20 protein-coding genes are annotated in these 20,904 nt (G+C 52.6%); 5 read left to right on the top strand and 15 right to left on the bottom strand.

Translation table 11 applies throughout. The features are described from left to right. Positions 1 to 87: 87 nt before the first annotated feature. The 3 genes from kduD to tcyP all read left to right on the top strand — a co-directional run bounded on the left by kduD (position 88) and on the right by tcyP (position 3,059). A complete protein-coding gene (gene kduD, locus FDW98_RS10295) occupies positions 88 to 849 on the top strand; it encodes a 2-dehydro-3-deoxy-D-gluconate 5-dehydrogenase KduD (RefSeq protein WP_096757261.1) in 762 nt (253 codons plus the stop codon). Between the two features lie 95 nt (positions 850 to 944). After that, positions 945 to 1,532, top strand: a complete 588-nt coding sequence (locus FDW98_RS10290) for a metal-dependent hydrolase (protein ID WP_096757262.1) — start codon at positions 945 to 947, stop codon at positions 1,530 to 1,532. 135 nt (positions 1,533 to 1,667) lie between these two features. Continuing rightward, a complete protein-coding gene (gene tcyP / locus FDW98_RS10285; RefSeq protein ID WP_096757263.1) occupies positions 1,668 to 3,059 on the top strand; it encodes a cystine/sulfocysteine:cation symporter in 1,392 nt (463 codons plus the stop codon). 64 nt (positions 3,060 to 3,123) lie between these two features. Here tcyP and cedA read toward each other — a convergent pair whose 3' ends face one another. Then, the gene (cedA, locus tag FDW98_RS10280; protein ID WP_096757264.1) at positions 3,124 to 3,387 is read right to left on the bottom strand and encodes a cell division activator CedA; all 264 of its coding nucleotides are present in this window, start codon (positions 3,385 to 3,387) and stop codon (positions 3,124 to 3,126) included. A 191-nt stretch (positions 3,388 to 3,578) separates the two neighbouring features. On the opposite strand from cedA, the gene katE reads away from it, so the two are divergent. Continuing rightward, positions 3,579 to 5,837, top strand: coding sequence for a catalase HPII (gene katE, locus FDW98_RS10275; RefSeq protein WP_096757266.1), 2,259 nt, complete (start codon positions 3,579 to 3,581; stop codon positions 5,835 to 5,837). 36 nt (positions 5,838 to 5,873) lie between these two features. Here katE and chbG read toward each other — a convergent pair whose 3' ends face one another. From chbG to osmE, 7 genes are all read right to left on the bottom strand, one after another. Beyond that, entirely contained in the window at positions 5,874 to 6,632 is a 759-nt protein-coding gene (gene chbG / locus FDW98_RS10270; protein ID WP_096757267.1) for a chitin disaccharide deacetylase, read from the bottom strand. A gap of 12 nt (positions 6,633 to 6,644) precedes the next feature. After that, complete coding sequence (locus tag FDW98_RS10265; protein WP_096757268.1) at positions 6,645 to 8,000, bottom strand: 6-phospho-beta-glucosidase; 1,356 nt, start codon at positions 7,998 to 8,000, stop codon at positions 6,645 to 6,647. Positions 8,001 to 8,123: 123 nt separating this feature from the next. Continuing rightward, complete coding sequence (gene chbR / locus FDW98_RS10260; RefSeq protein WP_096757269.1) at positions 8,124 to 8,966, bottom strand: transcriptional regulator ChbR; 843 nt, start codon at positions 8,964 to 8,966, stop codon at positions 8,124 to 8,126. 10 nt (positions 8,967 to 8,976) lie between these two features. Further along, complete coding sequence (gene chbA, locus FDW98_RS10255; protein WP_096757270.1) at positions 8,977 to 9,324, bottom strand: PTS N,N'-diacetylchitobiose transporter subunit IIA; 348 nt, start codon at positions 9,322 to 9,324, stop codon at positions 8,977 to 8,979. 54 nt (positions 9,325 to 9,378) lie between these two features. After that, positions 9,379 to 10,737 (bottom strand): PTS N,N'-diacetylchitobiose transporter subunit IIC, encoded by a 1,359-nt coding sequence (gene chbC, locus FDW98_RS10250; protein ID WP_096757271.1) that lies wholly within the window; start codon positions 10,735 to 10,737, stop codon positions 9,379 to 9,381. 85 nt (positions 10,738 to 10,822) lie between these two features. Next, complete coding sequence (gene chbB, locus FDW98_RS10245; RefSeq protein ID WP_003832547.1) at positions 10,823 to 11,143, bottom strand: PTS N,N'-diacetylchitobiose transporter subunit IIB; 321 nt, start codon at positions 11,141 to 11,143, stop codon at positions 10,823 to 10,825. 298 nt (positions 11,144 to 11,441) lie between these two features. Further along, entirely contained in the window at positions 11,442 to 11,783 is a 342-nt protein-coding gene (gene osmE, locus FDW98_RS10235) for an osmotically-inducible lipoprotein OsmE (protein ID WP_096757272.1), read from the bottom strand. A 334-nt stretch (positions 11,784 to 12,117) separates the two neighbouring features. Between osmE and nadE the strand changes: the two genes are divergently transcribed. Continuing rightward, positions 12,118 to 12,948 carry an ammonia-dependent NAD(+) synthetase gene (gene nadE / locus FDW98_RS10230; protein WP_096757274.1) on the top strand — a complete coding sequence of 277 codons (831 nt, stop codon included), beginning with the start codon at positions 12,118 to 12,120 and terminating at the stop codon, positions 12,946 to 12,948. 58 nt (positions 12,949 to 13,006) lie between these two features. Here the strand turns inward: nadE and ves are convergent, their stop codons facing one another. The 7 genes from ves to FDW98_RS10195 all read right to left on the bottom strand — a co-directional run bounded on the left by ves (position 13,007) and on the right by FDW98_RS10195 (position 20,782). After that, positions 13,007 to 13,582 carry an environmental stress-induced protein Ves gene (gene ves / locus FDW98_RS10225; protein WP_096757275.1) on the bottom strand — a complete coding sequence of 192 codons (576 nt, stop codon included), beginning with the start codon at positions 13,580 to 13,582 and terminating at the stop codon, positions 13,007 to 13,009. A gap of 342 nt (positions 13,583 to 13,924) precedes the next feature. Next, a complete protein-coding gene (gene spy, locus FDW98_RS10220; RefSeq protein ID WP_096757276.1) occupies positions 13,925 to 14,410 on the bottom strand; it encodes an ATP-independent periplasmic protein-refolding chaperone Spy in 486 nt (161 codons plus the stop codon). A 347-nt stretch (positions 14,411 to 14,757) separates the two neighbouring features. Beyond that, on the bottom strand, positions 14,758 to 15,723 hold the full coding sequence (gene astE / locus FDW98_RS10215; RefSeq protein WP_096757277.1) for a succinylglutamate desuccinylase: 966 nt from the start codon (positions 15,721 to 15,723) through the stop codon (positions 14,758 to 14,760). Beyond that, entirely contained in the window at positions 15,716 to 17,059 is a 1,344-nt protein-coding gene (gene astB / locus FDW98_RS10210) for an N-succinylarginine dihydrolase (protein WP_096757278.1), read from the bottom strand. Before astB ends, astE begins: the two co-directional genes overlap by 8 nt. Then, the gene (astD, locus tag FDW98_RS10205; protein ID WP_096757279.1) at positions 17,056 to 18,534 is read right to left on the bottom strand and encodes a succinylglutamate-semialdehyde dehydrogenase; all 1,479 of its coding nucleotides are present in this window, start codon (positions 18,532 to 18,534) and stop codon (positions 17,056 to 17,058) included. The genes astB and astD overlap by 4 nt, the downstream gene beginning before the upstream one ends. Then, on the bottom strand, positions 18,531 to 19,565 hold the full coding sequence (astA, locus tag FDW98_RS10200; protein WP_096757280.1) for an arginine N-succinyltransferase: 1,035 nt from the start codon (positions 19,563 to 19,565) through the stop codon (positions 18,531 to 18,533). The genes astD and astA overlap by 4 nt, the downstream gene beginning before the upstream one ends. After that, complete coding sequence (locus tag FDW98_RS10195) at positions 19,562 to 20,782, bottom strand: aspartate aminotransferase family protein (protein ID WP_096757281.1); 1,221 nt, start codon at positions 20,780 to 20,782, stop codon at positions 19,562 to 19,564. The genes astA and FDW98_RS10195 overlap by 4 nt, the downstream gene beginning before the upstream one ends. Between the last annotated feature and the right edge of the window lie 122 nt (positions 20,783 to 20,904).

Here is a 20,904-nt window from a genome sequence, read left to right as displayed (position 1 = left end):
GTTTCATTTTTCATTGTATTTCCTGCCAGCCTCTCCTATTCTTTCACTCACAGCATGCGTTAAAACCATTTGATAGCCGGGGTGAATATGATTTTGGATGCTTTTCGTCTTGAAGGTAAAGTAGCAATCGTCACCGGATGTGATACCGGGCTTGGGCAAGGTATGGCGGTCGCGCTGGCGGAGGCCGGCTGCGACGTGGTCGGCGTCAATCGTAAAATTCCTGTGCAAACCGCTGAGAAAATCCATGCACTCGGGCGACGCTTTCTGACTATCCAGGCCGACCTCAGCCAGCAGGACTCGCTGAACGATATCGTGACGCAAACGGTCTCCACCTTTGGTCGGATCGATATTCTGGTCAATAACGCGGGGACCATTCGCCGTGAGGACGCCCTGAACTTTAGTGAGCAAGACTGGGATGATGTGATGAACCTGAATCTCAAATCCGTTTTCTTTTTGTCACAGGCCGTCGCCAGACAATTCCTGACCCAGGGTCAGGGCGGAAAAATCATCAACATTGCGTCAATGCTCTCCTTCCAGGGCGGTATCCGCGTACCTTCCTACACCGCTTCAAAAAGCGGCGTGCTGGGCATAACCCGCCTTCTGGCCAATGAATGGGCCGCTCAGGGTATTAACGTCAATGCCATTGCTCCGGGATATATGGCGACCAACAATACGCAGCAACTGCGGGATGATGCCGACCGTAATCAGGAGATTGTCGACCGTATTCCGGCCGGACGCTGGGGAACGCCTGACGACCTGAAAGGCCCGGCGGTATTCCTTGCCAGCCGCGCCTCTGACTACATTAATGGGTATACATTGGCCGTCGACGGTGGCTGGCTGGCACGTTAATCGCCTATTTGTGACAAAGGGTTACAACGTCACCTCTTTCGCCTACTGTATAAAACCCCTATACTGTATGAATTGACAGTTCATTGGGTTTTATCATGACGGCGGAAGGCCACCTTCTTTTTTCTATTGCCTGTGCGGTATTTGCCAAGAATGCCGAACTGACGCCCGTTCTCGCGCAGGGTGACTGGTGGCATATTGTTCCTTCAGCTATCTTGACCTGCCTGCTGCCCGATATCGATCATCCCAAATCGTTGCTGGGGCAGCGTCTGAAGTGGGTCTCAAAGCCCATAGCCCGGGCATTTGGTCATCGCGGGTTTACGCATAGCCTGCTGGCGGTGTTTGCCTTGCTGGCGACGTTCTATTTGAAAGTACCCGAGACCTGGATAATCCCGGCGGATGCGTTACAGGGGATGGTGCTCGGCTACCTTAGTCATATTCTGGCCGATATGCTGACCCCAGCCGGCGTTCCTCTGCTGTGGCCCTGCCGCTGGCGCTTTCGCCTGCCGATCCTCGTACCGCAAAAAGGCAACCAGCTGGAGCGTTTTTTATGCATGGCGCTGTTTGCCTGGGCTATCTGGATGCCACAAACTTTGCCTGAAAACAGTGCAGTACGCTGGTCATCGCAGATGATTAATACGCTACAAATGCAGTTTAATCGTTTTATAAAACACCAGGCTGATTAAGAAATCGGCCAAAATGTCATTTTTGGCATAAACAATTCCATTTGAATATAAGAGGCAAGTCACAGTTCTGCTAATCTTGCGCCAACAGAATCACTGTAGTTCGGTGATACATAAAAAAAGATCAGGAGAACGGGGATGAACTTTCCATTAATCGCGAACATTATCGTGTTCGTTGTACTGCTGTTCGTGCTGGCGCAAGCCCGTCACAAACAGTGGAGTCTGGCCAAAAAAGTACTGGTTGGTCTGGTTATGGGCGTGGTATTTGGCCTTGCCCTGCATACGATTTACGGCTCAGACAGCCAGGTACTGAAAGATTCTGTACAGTGGTTCAACATTGTCGGCAACGGCTATGTTCAACTGCTGCAAATGATCGTCATGCCGCTGGTATTTGCCTCTATCCTCAGCGCCGTTGCGCGTCTGCACAACGCCTCTCAGCTGGGGAAAATCAGCTTCCTGACCATCGGGACGCTGCTGTTTACAACACTTATCGCCGCGTTAGTTGGGGTACTGGTCACTAACCTGTTCGGCCTGACGGCGGATGGACTGGTACAGGGTGGTGCTGAAACCGCCCGTCTGAACGCCATCGAAACCAACTACGTGGGTAAAGTTGCCGACCTGAGCGTGCCGCAACTGGTGCTGTCGTTTATCCCGAAAAACCCGTTTGCCGATCTCACTGGCGCTAACCCAACCTCCATTATCAGCGTTGTTATCTTCGCCGCATTCCTTGGTGTCGCTGCCCTGAAACTGCTGAAAGATGATGCCCCGAAAGGCGAACGCGTATTAACCGCTATTGATACCCTGCAGAGCTGGGTGATGAAGCTGGTTCGTCTGGTGATGCAGCTGACGCCGTACGGTGTTCTGGCGTTGATGACCAAAGTGGTTGCCGGCTCCAACCTGCAGGACATTATTAAGCTGGGCAGCTTCGTGGTGGCTTCGTACCTCGGTCTGGGCATCATGTTCGTGGTACACGGTATTCTGCTGGGTATTAACGGCGTGAGCCCGCTGAAATACTTCCGTAAAGTTTGGCCGGTGCTGACGTTTGCCTTCACCAGCCGCTCCAGCGCTGCGTCTATTCCGCTGAATGTGGAAGCGCAAACTCGTCGCCTGGGCGTGCCTGAGTCGATTGCCAGCTTTGCTGCCTCTTTTGGCGCCACGATTGGTCAAAACGGTTGTGCGGGCCTGTACCCGGCAATGCTGGCGGTGATGGTTGCACCAACCGTGGGGATTAACCCGCTCGACCCAATGTGGATTGCGACGCTGGTCGGTATTGTGACCGTTAGCTCCGCCGGTGTTGCGGGCGTGGGTGGCGGTGCAACGTTTGCCGCGCTGATCGTGCTGCCGGCGATGGGCCTGCCGGTTACGTTGGTCGCTCTCCTGATCTCCGTAGAACCGCTGATCGATATGGGTCGTACCGCGCTGAACGTGAGCGGTTCCATGACCGCCGGTACGCTCACCAGCCAGTGGTTGAAGCAAACCGACAAAACGATTCTGGACAGTGACGATAACGCCGAACTGGCGCACCGTTAAACCGGTTTCCTGAAACGTAAAAAACCGCCGGAGTATCACGCTCCGGCGGTTTTTTTATATCCCATTACTCGCTCAGTTCGTTTTCCTGACGGATCTGGTTGGCCCAGCGTTGTGCCGACTCCGGCACCGTAAACACAGGCGAACGTTGAAACGCCTCTCCTATTAAGACAAAAGCGACATATTTTCCGCGCAGTATCCATACGTCACGAAACGCATTCATTTTTATCGCATGCTCTGGTGGCGCGGGCTCCACACGCGGAACGTAGCTGATAACCTTGCGATTTTGTTGGCGAAGAGGTTTCATAATCAGTTGCTTCACTAAAGACAAATTCTAAAAATCAGAAAAACGCTATCTTAGCCGATTTTGCGCCCTGCCGTCCTGCCTTGCGTACGCTGTTTGCCTTGTTCATTGCAGTATTCTCCTTCAACGGAACCCGGCCCAACTGGATGCGTGGTCTATAGTTAATGTTTTTGACAGCAACAACGACCCTTTCAGCAATGAAAACAGGAGACGAGTTCATGTCGCAGAATGACAAGCATCCACTCAATCACCCGGCACCGGTTCATGATGCCAGCGAATCCAGACCAGGGCTCGATTCCCAGGCCCCCGCAGACGGCTCGCACAAACCCGACGCCAAACCCACACCGCCGGGCATGCAGCCCACTGCCCCTGGTAGTGCAAAGGCCCCCGACACCGTTAATGACAAACTCAACTCACTGGAGCCTTTTCGTAAAGGCAGTGAAGATTTTGCCCTTACCACCAATCAGGGTGTCCGCATTGCAGACGATCAAAACTCATTACGCGCCGGAAACCGTGGGCCGACGCTGCTCGAGGATTTTATCCTGCGTGAGAAGATTACCCATTTTGATCATGAACGCATTCCGGAACGAATCGTTCATGCCCGTGGCTCCGCCGCGCATGGTTACTTTCAGTCCTATGCCGATTTAAGTGCCGTCACCAAAGCCGACTTCCTGTGTGAGGCAAATAAGATAACCCCGGTTTTTGTGCGCTTCTCCACCGTCCAGGGCGGCGCCGGTTCAGCAGACACGGTCCGGGATATTCGCGGATTTGCCACAAAGTTTTATACCGAAGAGGGGATATTTGACCTGGTAGGAAATAATACACCGGTGTTTTTTATCCAGGACGCCCATAAATTCCCGGACTTCGTCCACGCGGTTAAACCAGAGCCGCACTGGGCTATTCCACAGGGACAAAGCGCGCATGATACCTTCTGGGATTACGTCTCTTTACAGCCAGAAACACTGCATAACGTGATGTGGGCCATGTCAGACCGTGGGATCCCTCGCAGCTATCGCACGATGGAAGGCTTTGGCATTCACACGTTTCGACTGATTAACGCGCAAGGCAAAGCCACCTTTGTGCGCTTCCACTGGAAACCCCTGGCAGGCAAAGCCTCTCTGGTTTGGGATGAAGCGCAAAAACTTACCGGTCGAGACCCTGACTTCCACCGTCGCGATCTGTGGGAGGCCATCGAAGCCGGTGATTACCCGGAATATGAGTTGGGACTGCAACTGATTTCGGAAGAGGACGAGTTTAAATTCGATTTTGATCTGCTCGACCCAACAAAGTTGATCCCCGAGGAATTGGTTCCGGTTCAGCGCGTCGGAAAAATGGTGCTTAACCGTAACCCGGATAATTTCTTTGCCGAAAACGAGCAGGTAGCATTTCATCCAGGACACATCGTCCCCGGTATTGATTTCACCAACGATCCGCTGCTACAGGGCCGACTGTTTTCATATACCGACACGCAGATCAGCCGTCTGGGCGGACCTAATTTCCATGAAATTCCGATTAACCGCCCGACTTGCCCGTATCACAATTTCCAGCGCGACGGCATGCATCGCATGGATATTGATACCAACCCGGCCAACTACGAACCAAACTCGATCAATGATAACTGGCCGCGCGAAACGCCACCTGGCCCTAAACGCGGGGGTTTTGAATCGTATCAGGAACGTATTGAAGGCAGTAAGATCCGTGAAAGAAGCCCCTCTTTCGGCGAATACTATGCGCACCCTCGCCTGTTCTGGCTAAGTCAGACGCCTATTGAGCAGCAGCATATTGTAGGCGGATTCAGTTTTGAACTGAGCAAAGTCACCCGCCCGTATATCCGCGAGAGAGTGGTTGAACAACTGGCGCACATTGATACCACCCTTGCACAATCTGTTGCCGACAACCTCGGTTTTGAACTAACCGACGAACAGCAGCAAATCGCCCCGCCTGCGGACGTCAACGGGTTAACTGAAGCCCCATCACTCAGTTTGTACGCAGGGGAACAAGGCGATATCAAAGGCCGTATAGTGGCCATTTTGCTGAATGACGAGGTCAAATCGGCCGATATGCTCACCATAATGCAAGCTCTCCAGTCCCGCGGTGTGCATGCAAAATTGCTCTATTCGCGGATGGGGAACGTGGTTGCCGACGATGGCTCGGTTCTGAACATCGCCGGTACCTTTGCCGGTTCGCCATCACTGACCGTGGATGCGGTCATTGTGCCTTGCGGCAATATTGCGGATATCGACATGCGCGGCGATACCCGTTACTACTTACTGGAAGCGTACAAACATTTGAAACCCATTGCGCTGGCAGGCGATGCGCGTCAGTTGAAAGCCGTGCTGCAGGTTAGCAATCAGGGTGAAGAAGGGATTGTTGAAGCGGACAGCGCAGATGCGCAGTTTATGGATACCTTGCTGGCGCTCATGACTGCGCACCGTGTCTGGTCTCGCAGCGGAAAAGTCGACGCCATTCCGGCCTAAAAAAAGCGGCGCATTGACGCGCCGCAAACTCAGGAATTACACGTTCAGAAAACTGCCGAGACGATAACCGCGCTCCGCAATAGCATATTTCAATACCGGAGACGTCAGCACATCAAGTTCAGTTAAGCGGGGGTAACAGTAGGCGCTTTGTCGAATGATATTATCGACAAAGGCCGGGTGGCACATCACTTCCAGCGAGGACTCGCCCCTGTCTGCAGAGGCGTCGAGCACCTGCAAAAACAGTTCTTCGGAAATCGCCTCGCCGTAAAACTCGCTGCTAAATCCCTGCGACGTGCGCAACGTAATCGGTAAGTCAGAGGCCTCAAATACTGCCTGGCGATCGATACGTAATGCAATACCACGCTGGGCCGCAAAATCCGCCACTACAGGGAAAATCTGCGGAAACATATGCACATGGTGATGGCTATCCAGATGCGTCGGCTCCCGGCCGAACAGGTCGATGAAACGCTGATACTGTGCGGCCAGCTCGTGCGAAATTTCATCCAGCGGCAAGGTGTCCTCCTCGGCCATCTGCCAGATCCATTTCCCCAGCAGTCCGTCGCGGGTCAGCCCTGGCATTGCCGTCAGCGGTTTCCCCAGCGTCAGCACAAAGTGCATGCCAACAGCCAGTTCAGGAAGCTCACGACTCAACTGCACCGCATGCTCAATGGCCTCGCCGTTGACCAGCGCCGTTGTCGAGGTGACAACACCATGGCGACAAGCGTCAATAATGCCGTAGTTTTGCCCTTTGCTCAGGCCAAAATCATCCGCATTCACAATCAGTACGCGTTCCATAGCCGACCTCTATCAGTGTTGTTCGCTTTTGAGCGTCTCGATGCACCCGGCAAAGTTTGGCAGCCATTTTTCATGGGCAAGGATCAGTTCCCGCGCCAGAATTTCGGCATCACGGTCAGAATGCACCAGTGGGCTCAGATTTAACGCCAGCAGCACATCATTAAATTCACCGCTCAGCGCCGCATTACTCGCCGCCACCTCAAAACCTTTAATGGTATAGATAAGGCCAAGCACTTTCTCATCAAAATGCGTGATCCGTGGATGCGGGGTCGCACCATTGCGCCCCAGCGTACAGGTCATCTCAACCGCCCAGTCCGCAGGAATGTTGTCTACATGACCATAGTGAGGAATGTTGACATAGTGCTCGGTCTGCTTGTCGTTGTAGATGGCGTTGATCACCTCACACGCCGCATCGGAGTAATACGCCCCACCACGCTGCTCAAGCTCCTTCGGTTTCACATTCAGTTCAGGATTTTTATACAGCTCAAAAAGTTGTTTCTCCACTTTTTGCACAACCTGCGCGCGTGCACCGCCCTTATAGTATTCACCCATTTCAATCGCCAGCATCTCTTTTGGCTTGAAGTAGTAAAGCAAATACGAGCACGGCAGCAGTTTCAGCGAGCGAATCAATCCTTCGCTAAACGGCAGGTCGAAAATGTTCTTCACGGTGGACGCTTTTAACTGCCCCGAGGCCACGCCGTCGAGCAGTTCGTCAAAACGTGACTCGCCGTTGACCAGCACATCTTTAATAAACACCATATGGTTCAGGCCAAACAGATCGATAGATAAATCATCGCTCTCTTTCAACGCCAGCACGTCGGTTATAAACATTTTCATGCCGATCGGAATATTGCATACCCCGATGAATTTCTTAAAATTCGTATGGCGATAGACGGCTTCAGTGACCATTCCGGCCGGGTTAGTAAAATTAATCACCCACGCATTCGGGCACAGTTCTTCGACATCTTTCACGATGTCAAAAATAACCGGAATAGTCCGCAAACCTTTAAACAGGCCGCCCGCGCCGTTTGTCTCCTGGCCCAGATAACCGTGGCTCAGCGGGATTCGCTCGTCCTGCTCACGGGCTTTAAGTTGTCCAACGCGCAGCTGCGTGGTCACAAAGTCAGCGTCTTTCAGCGCTTCGCGACGATCTAGTGTTTTATACAGCTTCATCGGTACGCCGGCGTTGTCGATCATGCGTTGGCACAGGTCGAAAATAATATCCAGCTTCTCTCTACCGCCGTCGACATCAACCAACCACAATTCAGATACCGGTAATTCATGATAACGCTTAATAAAGCCTTCAAGTAATTCAGGGGTGTAGCTGCTCCCGCCACCGATAGTGACGACTTTTAATTTCTGGCTCATACTTTCTCCCTTCAGTGTTAAAACACTGACGTGTATTATGCTCAACCCGTTTGTCAGATATAGCGTGGCTGTCCCGACGCTATTTTGGGCAAGCTATAAAAATGGGTTATTGGCAAATAATAGCTACTGATTAAACTCAGTTAACTTCTTCCGGTAGCTATTGGGCGTAAACGACGTCAGTTTTTTAAACGTTTTAATAAACAGGCTTGGGCTGCTATAACCGGACTCATAAGCAATATCCGTGACCGAATAGTTGGTCATTTCCAGCTGTTTTTTAGCAAAGTTAATGCGGATTTCATTAATAATCTGCATCGGTGTTTTACTGTAATAACGCTGGGTGGCACGAGTCAGATATTCCTGAGATTTTGCCGACAGCTGGACCATGTTTTCCAGCGCATTCTCGCTAAACTGACGTTTGTCGTGCATCGTTTCCACGGTCGCTTTCAGCCATTGTGGAATGTCATCCAACACTTGTTCTTCACGGTGATGCCGGAGTCGATTAATAATGTAGAAGGTGACCACTTCGACAAATTCATCCAGCCCGCTCTCGCGAAAGTTCAGTGATGCAATGACCGTTTCGATATAGGTGAGAAAGGAGTTATTCGCCCGATACACCTGCGATGCAACAAAACAAAACGGCAATAAAGGATGATAGTGCTGTTCAAAAAAACGCTTACTGATACCGACGTTAAGGATCCGCGTGGCGCCGAAATCATAGAAACTTTGGTGATGCGATCCCAGGGGGATAAAAACAAAGTCACCACGTTCCAGCAGTACACGTTTACCGTTGATTTCCTGATAATAGCGACCGGTTAATACCAGCGTAAATTCATAGTAATCGTGCTGATGCAGTCCACTGATACTCTCAGTTTTGTTATAGATAAACACATGGAAATTTTTGCCATTAAACAACTGCTGCTCGTAAACGGTTTTGATTTCCGGTGCGTTAATCTGTAATTGCATCATGCACTCCTCGCTATTTCAGCTTCTCGTGAAGCTCAATCAGTTCCGTCACCAGCTCGCGTGCCAGCATCGACGTCATCAGGTGATCCTGTGCGTGAACCAGAACCAGGCTCACTTTCATTTTACCTTCGCCCTGATCGCCTTCAATCAGTTTCGTTTGTACGAGGTGCGCTTCGTTCAGCGCCATACGAGACTGTTCCATCATGGCCTTCGCCGCCTCAAAATCGCCCTGTTTGGCCATCTTGAGTGCGCCATAGGCCAGGCTACGCGCCTGCCCCGAATTGATGATAAGCCCCATCACCACTTCTTCAAGCTCTTCAGCTTCTGACGATGTATCCACGATATTTTCGATATCCAACATACTCTTTTCCTCTGGTTCAGTCCGGCATGACCGAGAGGCCATGCCGGATTAAATTTAGAATTTCAATGCGTTAGCGATATCTTCTTCGCTTTCTTCTTTATCAATAACGTTCTGCGCTTTGTTGGCGACGACGACGAATGGCAGATACACCAGCGTGGCGACCCCAAGGTTGAACAGTGCCACCAGCAGAGCCGCAACGCTACCGTTGGTGTTAAAGAACGCGCCTAACCCGGTTGGCATCGTCCACGGCGCAATATTGGTAATCGGTGGAATAATGCCTGTGTAGTAGGCTGCCAGCATAATCGCGGCCAGAATCGGTTGAACCAGAATGAACGGGATGAACATAACCGGGTTCATGATAATTGGCAGACCGAACAGAATCGGTTCGTTAATCTGGAAGATACCTGACGGCAGGGCCAGTTTCGCCACCTGACGATAATCCGGACGACGAGATGCCAGGAAGATAGCAATAATCAGACCCAGGGTTGCGCCGCTACCGCCGAGGAAGATGTAGGAATCCAGCATCGGTTTTGCCCAGACGTGGAACGTCTTACCGGCTTCCAATGCTGCGTCTACGGAACCAAACTGTTGATAGATAGCGATGTTTTCCAGTGCCCAAGGCGTCATGATACCGCTGTCCAGCGCGGTCAGCGCCAGTGAACCGTGAATACCAAAGAACCACAGCAGCGGAACAAAAATCACGTAAGCCCAGCCCACTACGCTGCCCAGCGATGCCAGCGGAGTCGAAATAGAATCCATGATGATCTGGTGGAAGTTGGTGCCCCAGATTGCCAGTGCCCAGCCAATGATCCCCATAATGGAGAGAATGATAAATCCAGGAATCAGTGCTGAGAAGGAGCGCGAGACCGAGGCAGGAACGCTATCGGGTAATCTGATAACCCAATTACGACGGACCACAAAGGTGAACATTTCTGCGACCACAAGACCGATAATAATACCGGAAATAATGTTCGCACCACCCAACCAGTTTGCACCAACGGCATAGGCTTCACCCACGCTATAAGGCGTGACGGTCATAAAGGCTGCGACGGAGAGCAAACCTGCGGCCAGGGAGTCAACTTTGCGTTCATCGGCCATCGCCATGCCGATAAAGAAAGGCGCCATCAATGACATGATACCCAGCGTACCGTTATAAACGTTCCCACCGATACCTTTTAAGCTATTGAGATTCTCAATAGTCGAAGCATCAAGTCGGATACCCATTGAATAAAAAAACGACCCCTCCCCAAAGCTCAGGAAAACGTTATTGATTAATACAAACATGGCCCCTGCGAGGGTTAACGGCATTAAACGAATAAAACCGTTTTTGATTGCATTAACGTGTGGCTGCTTTCCAATTTTTATAGCAAAAGGAAGGAGTACCTTTTCAAGTGAAGCAATAGCGTTACTCATAGAAAAATACCCTTAAATACCGCAATATAATATTGCGGTGAATGTTAATGAAATAACTCTTTGACGGGAAATTTAAAAAATATAATTAATTTGCTGCGGCTTTTTTAATTGCTGCAACTGCAGCCTTAAGCACGCCTAAACCATCGACTTTGCCATATAACAGCGAGTCAATCACTTCTACAGGCTTGTTAGGTAACAAACGCTGAATTTCGGGTAACATATAAGCAATTTGCGGGCCTAATAACACGACGTCAGCAACAGGACCTTTTTCCCCAGCCAGGGTTTCAGGGAAAGCTTCAATAATAACCGGTACTTCGTATTTTTCAGCCTGCGCACGCATCTTCGAAACTAACAAGGAAGTCGACATGCCCGCAGAACAAAACAGATAAATGTGTTTCTTTTCCATAAAAACGATCCTCATATGCGATTATCTGTCATCCAGACACTCCGCAAGCCATAACCTGCATCCATGCTCTGGGTAACTTGCGTCAGCTAAATTACTTTTTTAGGTGGCTGAAATGAGTATACGGGATTGCACCAGAGGATGGTATTTCCTTGACCAACTAAATTGTCTCTCATTGACCTGGTGTTATGACACCCCTCACATTTCAGGCAAATAATTCGCGACATTAAATAAGATCGTACGGCACAAAAAAACCGGCGCAATGGCCGGTTCCGTTGAGTGCTCAGGCATTAAGCAGTCGTTACTGCTTCGCCGCCTGCGGATCGGTGTCGTACTCGGCACAGGTCTGATAACCAGAATTAACCACGTGTCCCGTATCATCCAAAGCTACAAAATAGGTCTCAGCTTTACCATCTCGTTGACCCAGGATGTAGGTCTGACACGTCCCGCGAGCATGCACCATTGTCACTTCAGAAGACGGCTTGCCGGCAATCTGCGCAACCTGCGCCCGGCTCATCCCTTTCTTCACATCTTTCACCACGGGCTGAACAAATTGGTCTTTTGTACGATCGTAGGCCGTACACCCCGCCAGCATAGTCAATACCGCCGCTGCACCCAGAATTCCTGTTAGATTCTTGTTCATTTTCTCGTCCTCTTGTTTTTCAGCGTGTTATATAAGCCTGGAGCACAACAACACATTTTTCAAGCTTACAGATGAGTCTCAGACCATTTCGGAAAAATCTATACCCTAAATAATTCGAGTTGCAGGAAGGTGGCAAGGGAGCGAATCCCCAGGAGCTTACTAAAGTAAGTGACTGGGGAGAACGAGTGTAGCCGACGCACATGCAACTTGAAGTATGACGGGTATAGTAAAACAAAATACTGCGATATCAGGCTGCATCCCTTGTCGTTTGGGCGTCAACGCGTTAGCTTTAACCGATCATATTTTTTGTCATTATTTTTTTCGGAGGGGTTAGATGACTCTGCAGCAAGAGATAATCCAGGCACTTGGCGCACAGCCGCACATTAATGCAGAAGAAGAAATTCGCCGTAGCGTAGATTTTCTGAAATCTTATCTGAAAACCTATCCTTTCCTGAAATCACTGGTATTAGGGATTAGCGGCGGTCAGGATTCAACGCTCGCCGGAAAGTTATGCCAAATGGCCATTTCAGAGTTGCGCGACGAGACCGGGAACGACGCGCTGCAGTTTATTGCCGTGCGCCTCCCTTACGGTGTGCAGGCCGATGAACAGGACTGCCAGGACGCCATCACCTTCATTCAGCCGGATCGCGTGTTAACCGTCAATATCAAAGCTGCGGTGCTGGCCAGCGAACAGGCATTACGTGAAGCTGGTATTGAGCTGAGCGATTTTGTGCGCGGTAATGAAAAAGCCCGTGAACGTATGAAGGCACAGTACAGCATCGCCGGAATGACCAGCGGCGTAGTGGTAGGTACCGATCACGCTGCGGAAGCGATTACCGGCTTTTTCACCAAATATGGCGATGGCGGCACCGACATTAACCCACTATTCCGCCTCAACAAGCGTCAGGGGAAACAGCTGCTGGCCGCGCTAGGCTGTCCGGAGCACTTATATAAGAAAGCGCCTACCGCCGACCTCGAAGACGATCGCCCTTCTCTGCCCGATGAAGCCGCCTTAGGCGTAACGTACGATAACATTGATGATTATCTGGAAGGCAAAATTCTGGATGATGTTATCGCGAAGAAAATTGAAGGCTGGTATTTAAAGACGGAACACAAACGTCGCACGCCCATTACGGTGTTTGACGATTTCTGGAAAAAAGCGTAATCAGTTTGCTCTGTGCCGGATGACCACACTACACGGCTTATCCGGCACTAAATCAGCGCTATTGCACAGAATCCGGCGAATGCCCCGGCATCCAGTTAATCTCACTAAACAGCAGCTTCCCTTCCGCTTTTAACAATCGCAGCGTGTGCTTGCCGTCGTGCCAGCATGCGCCCTGGTCCGCCGTCAGTAACTTATCGCCCAACTGCCAGGCTCCGCTTAACACAAACACCACACCGCCGCGCGAACCAAAGGTGGTAAACGTTCGATCCGCAACCCTGACTTTGGCCTGGCAGACATCACGACGGGTCATAATATTGAAGTCCATCGACATCTGACCTTCTGTCAGTTTGGCTTTGACTACCTGATCGCCCGCAAAGGTAAACGGTTGATGCTGTTTCAGGGTATGGCTGAAGGGATTGGCGCCTTCCAGAGTCACTTCGCCTCCTTCCAGCAAGGTAATCACTCGCTCTACGCCCGGGAAAAGAGAAAACTCACCGTTCGCGGCAATGGACGCAATACTTGCCCGCCAGTGAAAATCGCGGGTCGCTGGCGGAAAACAACAAATCTCTCGCGTTTCACCCGCACCATTGCGCCAAAGATTGACCGGCATTTTGCGGATATCAAAGTATTCCATCATCCCTCCAGAAAGGCGCGGTACGTCAGCGTGACGCTCCCTGGCCGCCATAAGTTCACTCTGCACATTTATTGTTATCGGCAGCAGAGTTGATTTGCCTTAGCGAGGATGCAGACGTTTGAAGAAAAAAGATTAACGCGCTGATCCAGGTAGAATTTTCGCAGGCTTCAGGAGAATAGCGTGTCGGTTGCAGGGTGCAATAGGCTGGAAAGAAAAAACCGCCGATCCTGCCCACCTCGTTAAACGTGTTGTGGACAAGACCGGCGGTCTTGAGTTTTGATTCGCGCCGTCCTGAGCAATGCCCAGACACAACGCGAATAATGTAGTGTAGACGCTAATCGGTTACTCAGCAGCTTCTGGCATTTTACCTTTCTGCGCCGCGCGTTCTGTCAGACGCTTCTCAAAATTGGCATTAAACTGTTTTTTCTGTTCCGGCGTCAGGATGTTGTAAATCTTGTTCTGGGTTTCCATATGCGCCAGCATATTAGCTTTGCGCTGTTCTTCCATCTTCGCAATCTGCGCTTCAGCTTTCGCTTTGTCGAAGCTGTCGCTGGCGATGATATCGTGCATTGCACGGCGTTCCTCCAGCGGCGGACGTTTCATCTGATCGCGCTGGCCTTTCATAATGTCGCGGATCTGCTGTTTCTGCGCATCAGTCAGATTCAGATCTTTAAACATCATGTCGTGGTGCGGGCCAAACTTGCCGTTATGGTGCATCATCGGTTTGGCATCAGCCGGAGCGGTAGTTGTGGTATCAGCGGCGTGTGCCAGATTTGCAGCGCCCAGCGCCAGAGTAGAGGCAACAAACAGAGCAGTCAGTTTACGCATAATTTCTATCCTTCCTTTCAGTTATTCTGACGACATTCTTACGATGCTTATCTCATCGGATGTCGTGTTGACGAGATTAACTTTACCGCCAGAAGCGTCAATTAATCAGAGCAACGGTAAAACAATGAAAGTATAAAAAACAAATTCTCACCAATTATGAAGAAAAAAAGAATAAATTACGCAGAGTTGCAATAAAATATTACAACATGATGATTTTGAAAGGATTATGGAGAACTATACCTGAAACATGATTATTAATAAAGCAACTTACCAGGAATAATCCGTAATAACAAAAAAGGGCATGTAAAAATAATCCCTCAGAGACATCCCCGAGGGAAAGATATTGATTATAACCTTTCCAGCATCAGCCCCGCGCGTAAACCACAGGCCACGTTTGGGTTGGGAAACAGCACATATTCAACATCATGAGTAACAACAAAACGCGCATCGCCGTCCTGCGCCAGCAATGTGCCCTCGTTAAAGGGGGTAAAATTCAGCGTCTGATTGTTCATATGAAGAACAAAATCGTCGCTGTGTCGCGTGATTTGCGACACCACGCGATAGCGCAGCGGCGTGGTTTGCGTTGATGATGCACGCTCCCCCTGCAACAAAGCCGCCAACGCCTCCGCCGTGTGAGCAAACTGCGTCAAATCGTTTTGCCCGAACGCCAGAGCCTTACCCAGCTCCAGCGTACAGGCCAGCGCACCGAAATGCTCGCCACTGAAATGGGTAAATGTCCCGCCCGGTGTCTGATGGAAAACCAGCGCCTCCAGTCCCGCATCCCCCAGCCACGATAGAAACCCTTCGTCCCAGGGCACGTTGCGCTGCGGCAGTACGCCAAAGCGCAGATGATGCGAACCGCGAATGGCGGTGTGCAGATCCAGATGCCAGCGCACGGACTCCCTGGTGCGCGAATAAAACGCTTCCAGGCACAGCTCAAGTTCGCGGGCGCGCCGCGTTTCACCGCTCTCGACAAATATCTGCCAGCGCCCGCCAAACATACGGTTCATGTCGCTATGGCAATAGCGCTTCCCCTCCGCCAGCGCCTGCGGATTGCCCAGAATCACCAGCAACCGCCATGTCAGCGTCAACTCGCCACGAAAAAGCGCGGACAGCAGCGCATCCAGCATCTCAACCGGTGCCGTTTCATTGCCATGAATACCTGCAGAGATCACCAGCGAACGATCAACCTCGGCGACCGGCGTCAGCTCCAGCATCCCGTGCCCTGTCCACCGCCAGCTAAAACTATGAGCCTCACCGTGGGTGATATCCGGCGAGGTTCCCGCGAGGGTCAGGGCCAGAAAGTTATCCATAGTTCGCCCGCTCCTGCTGGAAAGGATACACCGAGCCGAGATTGAGCAGTTGCGTCAGTGAATCCAGCGCTTCGCGTCCTTCACGTAACAGCTGGGGGTCAGCAAGATCTGCAGCGGTAAGCCGGTCCCGGTAGTAACGATCGACCCAGTTATTGAGCGTATTGAACAACGTGTCGTTCATCATTACCGCTGGATTCACCGCCTGCAGCTCCTGTGACGTTAACACCACTCTCAGTCGCAGGCATGCCGGACCGCCGCCGTTGGACATACTTTCACGCAGATCGAATACCCGCAGGTCGTCAAGCGGATTATCCGCGTCCAGTAGACCGTTCAGATAGCGCCACACGCCCGCATGCTCCCGACACTCCTGTGGTAAAACCAGCATCATTGAGCCATCATCACGGCTCAACAACTGGCTGTTAAACAGATACGTTGCCACCGCATCCGCCACCGACACCTCCGCAGCAGGCACTTCCAGCGCCGTAAACCCATCAACCTGAGCGCGTAGCTGGCTCAACAGCGCCTGCTGTCGGACAAATGCCTGTTCATGGCAAAACAGCACCTGGCGATTCGATACCGCGATCACGTCGTTATGGAACACGCCACTATCGATAACGTCCGGGTTTTGCTGGGCAAAGATAAGTTGATGCGGATTAACCTGGTTCAGCCGCGCCACCGCTTCGCTGGCCTCACGCGATTGTCTGGCCGGGTAGCGCCTCGGCTGTGACACATTCCCCTCCTCGCGACCGTAAACAAACAGCTGCACGCCAGGTGCACCGTAATCTCCTCCAAGGCGATTGTGGTTGGCCGCCCCTTCATCACCCAGCAGAGCCACCTGAGGTAGCGCGCTGTGGACCGCAAAAGCATGCTCATCACGGAATATCGCCCGTAATAACGCTTCGGTAGTCGGCGCTTCCAGTGAACGGTGGAATTTGTTGTTCAGGTTCGCCACCGTCAGATGTACTTTCCCATCCAGTGAATCGGCCGAAGGACAGACCGTGGCCGCATTCGCCACCCACATCGGCGAGGCCGAGCTGGCGCTGGAAAGCCAGTGTGGCGCCTGACGCGCAACCTTTTCCAGGATCTGCTCATCGCTCCCGCTGAAGCCGAGCTGACGCAGAACCGGAATATACGGACGTTCATGCGGCGGGATCACCGCCTGAGGAAACCCGGCATCTGCCAGCGCTTTCATCTTTAATAAGCCCTGCTTCGCCGCCAGACGGGGATTCGACACCTGAAAACGGTGCCGGGTCGAGGCCTCATTGCCAAACGACAGCCCCGCATAATGGTGGGTCAGTCCCACCAGCCCGTCGAAATTGACCTCACGCGCTTTCATCGTTTTTCTCCACGAGAAAAATCCAGACCTGGGCTCAGCGTCGTCGGCAACGTTAATGCCGGTGACTCCAGACTCGCCATTGGCCAGGCGCAGTAATCTGCGGCATACCACGCGCTGGCACGATGGTTTCCTGAAGCCCCCACTCCGCCAAACGGTGCCGTACTCGCCGCCCCGGTCAACGGTTTATTCCAGTTAACGATGCCCGCCCGCGCTTCCAGCAACAGCTGGTCAAACTGATTGCGATCCGGTGAGACCAGTCCGCATGACAGGCCAAATCGGGTGTGGTTCGCAAGGCTTATTGCCTCGTCGAAACTGTCATAACGCCAGACGCCGAGCAGTGGACCAAACACCTCTTCATCCGGCACATTGGCCACACCGGTGAGTTCGATAATGCCCGGCGCCAGCAGTGACGTGCCCGCTTTTACCCGTCGCGGCGCCAACAGCGTACGGCCACCTAACGCCTCAAGACGCTGCCAGGCATCACAGACGTGTTGCGCCGCCTGCTCAGATATCAGTCCGCCGATAAACGGTTGCGGCTCGTCATCCCACTTGCCAGGCAGTAAACGCTGGCTGACCTCAACCAGGCGCGCCAGAAACGCATCGCCCTGCGCGCCTTTTTTTACCAGCAGACGACGGGCGCAGGTGCAACGCTGCCCGGCGGTGACAAACGCCGACTGAATAGTCAGATGCACGGCGGCATCAATATCTTCCGGATTCTCAATAATTAACGGGTTATTGCCCCCCATCTCCAGCGCGAGGATTTTTTCCGGCTGCCCGGAGAGTTGTCGATGCAGTTGATAACCGGTATTGGCGCTACCGGTAAACAGCAAACCGTCAAGGTCTTCCAGCGCGCTCAGCGCCTGCCCGGTTTCGCGCCCACCCTGCACCAGGTTTAGCACGCCCGCAGGGAGCCCCGCCTGCCCCCACAGTTTGGTCACCGCTTCACCGGTCCACGGCGTCAATTCACTGGGTTTAAAAATCAGCGTATTGCCCGCCAGCAGCGCCGGAACGATATGACCGTTGGGGAGATGACCGGGGAAGTTATACGGACCAAACACCGCCAGCACGCCGTGCGGACGATGGCGTAACGTCGCCGCGCCATCCGGTAATTCGTTGTGTTGCTCCCCGGTACGCGTGTGGTACGCCTTTACGGAAATGGCGATTTTATTGATCATCGCCGTCAGTTCGGTGGCTGCTTCCCAGCGTGGTTTTCCGGTTTCTCTGGCGATAATGGTCGTCAGCTCGGCTTTGTTGCTCTCCAGCAATGTGGCGAATTTTTCCACCACCGCCTGACGCGCGGAAAAGGGTTGCCTGGCCCAGCCCGCAAACGCCGCACGTGCGGCGCGGCATGCCTGCGCCACCTGCGTAGCATCTGCATCATGGCCTTGCCACAATACATCGCCGCCCACCGGATTAGTTTTCACCCGACGCTCGCCCTGGCCCGTTACCCAGTCGCCGTTTATCCATAAAGTCATGCTGTTTTCTCCTCTGCACAAAGACGAACGAAACGGACATGGTCACCCGCATGGCACTTCAGGGCATCCAGCTGCGCCGCCGTCAGCACCAGCCGCTGGGTATGCGGATCGGCGCGCACCAGCATGACGCGGAAGTTGTGGTAGTTTTCATTCGCCACCAGGCAGGCCGGATATTCGCCCGGCGCTGGCTGGCCTTCAGCCACCTCCACCAGCCGGCTTTTCCGAATCGCCCGCACCCGGTCGATATCGCATTCCAGCGTCGGTCCGCCGTCGAAAATGTCGACATAGTTGCGATAGCGGAAGCCTTCTTTCTCCAGTACCGCACGCGCCGGGGCCGTTTGCGGATGCACTTCGCCAATCACGCTTTGCGCTTCATCCGACAGGAAGTGGGTATAGATAGGATGCTTGGGCATCAATTCGGCAATAAAGGCTTTTTGCCCGGTGCCGCAAAGAAAATCGGCCCGGCTAAACTCCATCGAAAAGAAGCGTTTGCCGAGGCTCTGCCAGAACGGGGAGTAACCATGTTCATCAATCACGCCGCGCATCTCGGCCACCACTTTTTCATTAAACCGGTCGCGGAATGCCGCCATAAACATAAAGCGCGATTTCGACAGCAAATAGCCGTTGCCCTCTTTACGCCAGTCCGGATCAAGAAACAGGGTGCAAAGTTCGCTGCTGCCGGTGTGATCGTTACTGAGAAACAGCGTCGGCAGCGCGTTATAGACGTTCAATTCCTTCGAGGCATGGACCAGCGTCCCGACGCGATAGTTGTACCAGGGGTCGTTTAGCCCGACCGCCACTTCAATCGCGCAGATCCCGGCCACGGTACCGGTGGCACTGTCCTCGAGTACAAAAACGTAGCCCTGCTCACTTTTTGGCAGTTCGCCCTGCCAGGTCTGCAGTGAACGCTCAATACGCGCCATCAGCGTGGCTTCGTTAGCCGGAAGCGAGGTCAGCCCACCGCCGGTCTTACTGGCCAACTGCATCAACGCCGTAATATCGGCGCGTTCAATGGGACGGATCACCATCATGATGAACCTCCTGCTTTAATACGTTCGCAGGCCAGCGCAAAGCGATCCAGTCCGCTGGCAACCTCTTCTTCGCTAACGTTCAGCGCAGGTGCAAAACGCACCACGTTACCGCCAGCAATCAGCACCATCACGCCGACATTGGCCGCCTCTTGCGAGATAAGCTTCGCTTTACCGGCAAACTCCGCATTCAGCACACAGCCGATCAGCAGGCCCAGTCCACGAACCTCACTAAACAATCCAAAACGTTCGTTAATGGCGTTAATACGCTCCACAAACCAGTCGTGACGCTGTTTTACGCCAGTGAGGATTTCCGGCGTGTTAACGATCTCCAGCAGTTTTCCGGCCACCGCAGAAGCCAGCGGGTTTCCGCCGTAAGTGGTGCCGTGCGTACCCACCGTCATAACGCTTGCGCATGGTTCGGTCGCCAGCAGCGCACCGATAGGGAACCCACCGCCCAGCGCTTTGGCCGTGGTCAGCAGATCCGGCGTCACGCCGTAGTGCATATAGGCATACAGTTCGCCGGTACGTCCCACGCCAGTCTGCACTTCATCAAAAATCAGCAACGCATTGTGGCGATCGCAGAGTTCGCGCAGCCCCTGCAAAAAGGCCTTTGTCGCAGGCACCACGCCGCCTTCACCCTGAATCGGCTCAACAATAACCGCACAGGTGGTGTCATCAATCAGCTGGCTGGCAGAGTCGAGATCGTTATACACCGCATGGCGGATATCCGGCGGCAATGGCGCGAAATCCTGCGAATAGGCCGGCTGCCCCCCGGCGCTGACGGTAAACAGCGTTCGGCCGTGGAAGGCGTTTTTAAACGCGACGATGCCGCTTTTCTGCGTGCCGAAACGGTCGTGAGCATATTTACGCGCCAGTTTTAATGCCGCTTCGTTGGCTTCTGCGCCGGAGTTACAGAAGAAGACACGCTCGGCAAAGGTGGCATCAATCAGTTTTTTTGCCAGCCGCAGTACCGGCTCGTTAGTGTAGCCATTTCCGGTATGCCAGAATTTACCGGCCTGATCGTTTAATGCTTCGCGCAAAGCCGGGTGTGCGTGACCCAGCGCGTTAACCGCAATGCCCCCCGCGAAATCGATATACTCTTTGCCCTGCTGATCCCACAGTCGCGAGCCTTCACCGCGAACCGGCACAAAAGGAGCCGGTGCGTATACGGGCATCATCCATTCATCAAAATTTTCACGCGTAACTGACAGAGACATAGCGACCCCTACGGTAAATAAAAAGTTATTTATATGTTAATAAATATAGTGTTTGCGGTGTAAATGTAGAGTGCAGGGTTCGTGCCAGCCAGCAAAAAATATGCATAAACACGACGAGACAA

The organism is Citrobacter sp. wls711, from assembly GCF_005281055.1.
GTDB classification, from domain to species: domain Bacteria; phylum Pseudomonadota; class Gammaproteobacteria; order Enterobacterales; family Enterobacteriaceae; genus Citrobacter; species Citrobacter gillenii.
The sequence above is the reverse complement of the archived record's forward strand: the minus strand, read 5'-3'. Positions and strand labels throughout refer to the sequence as shown.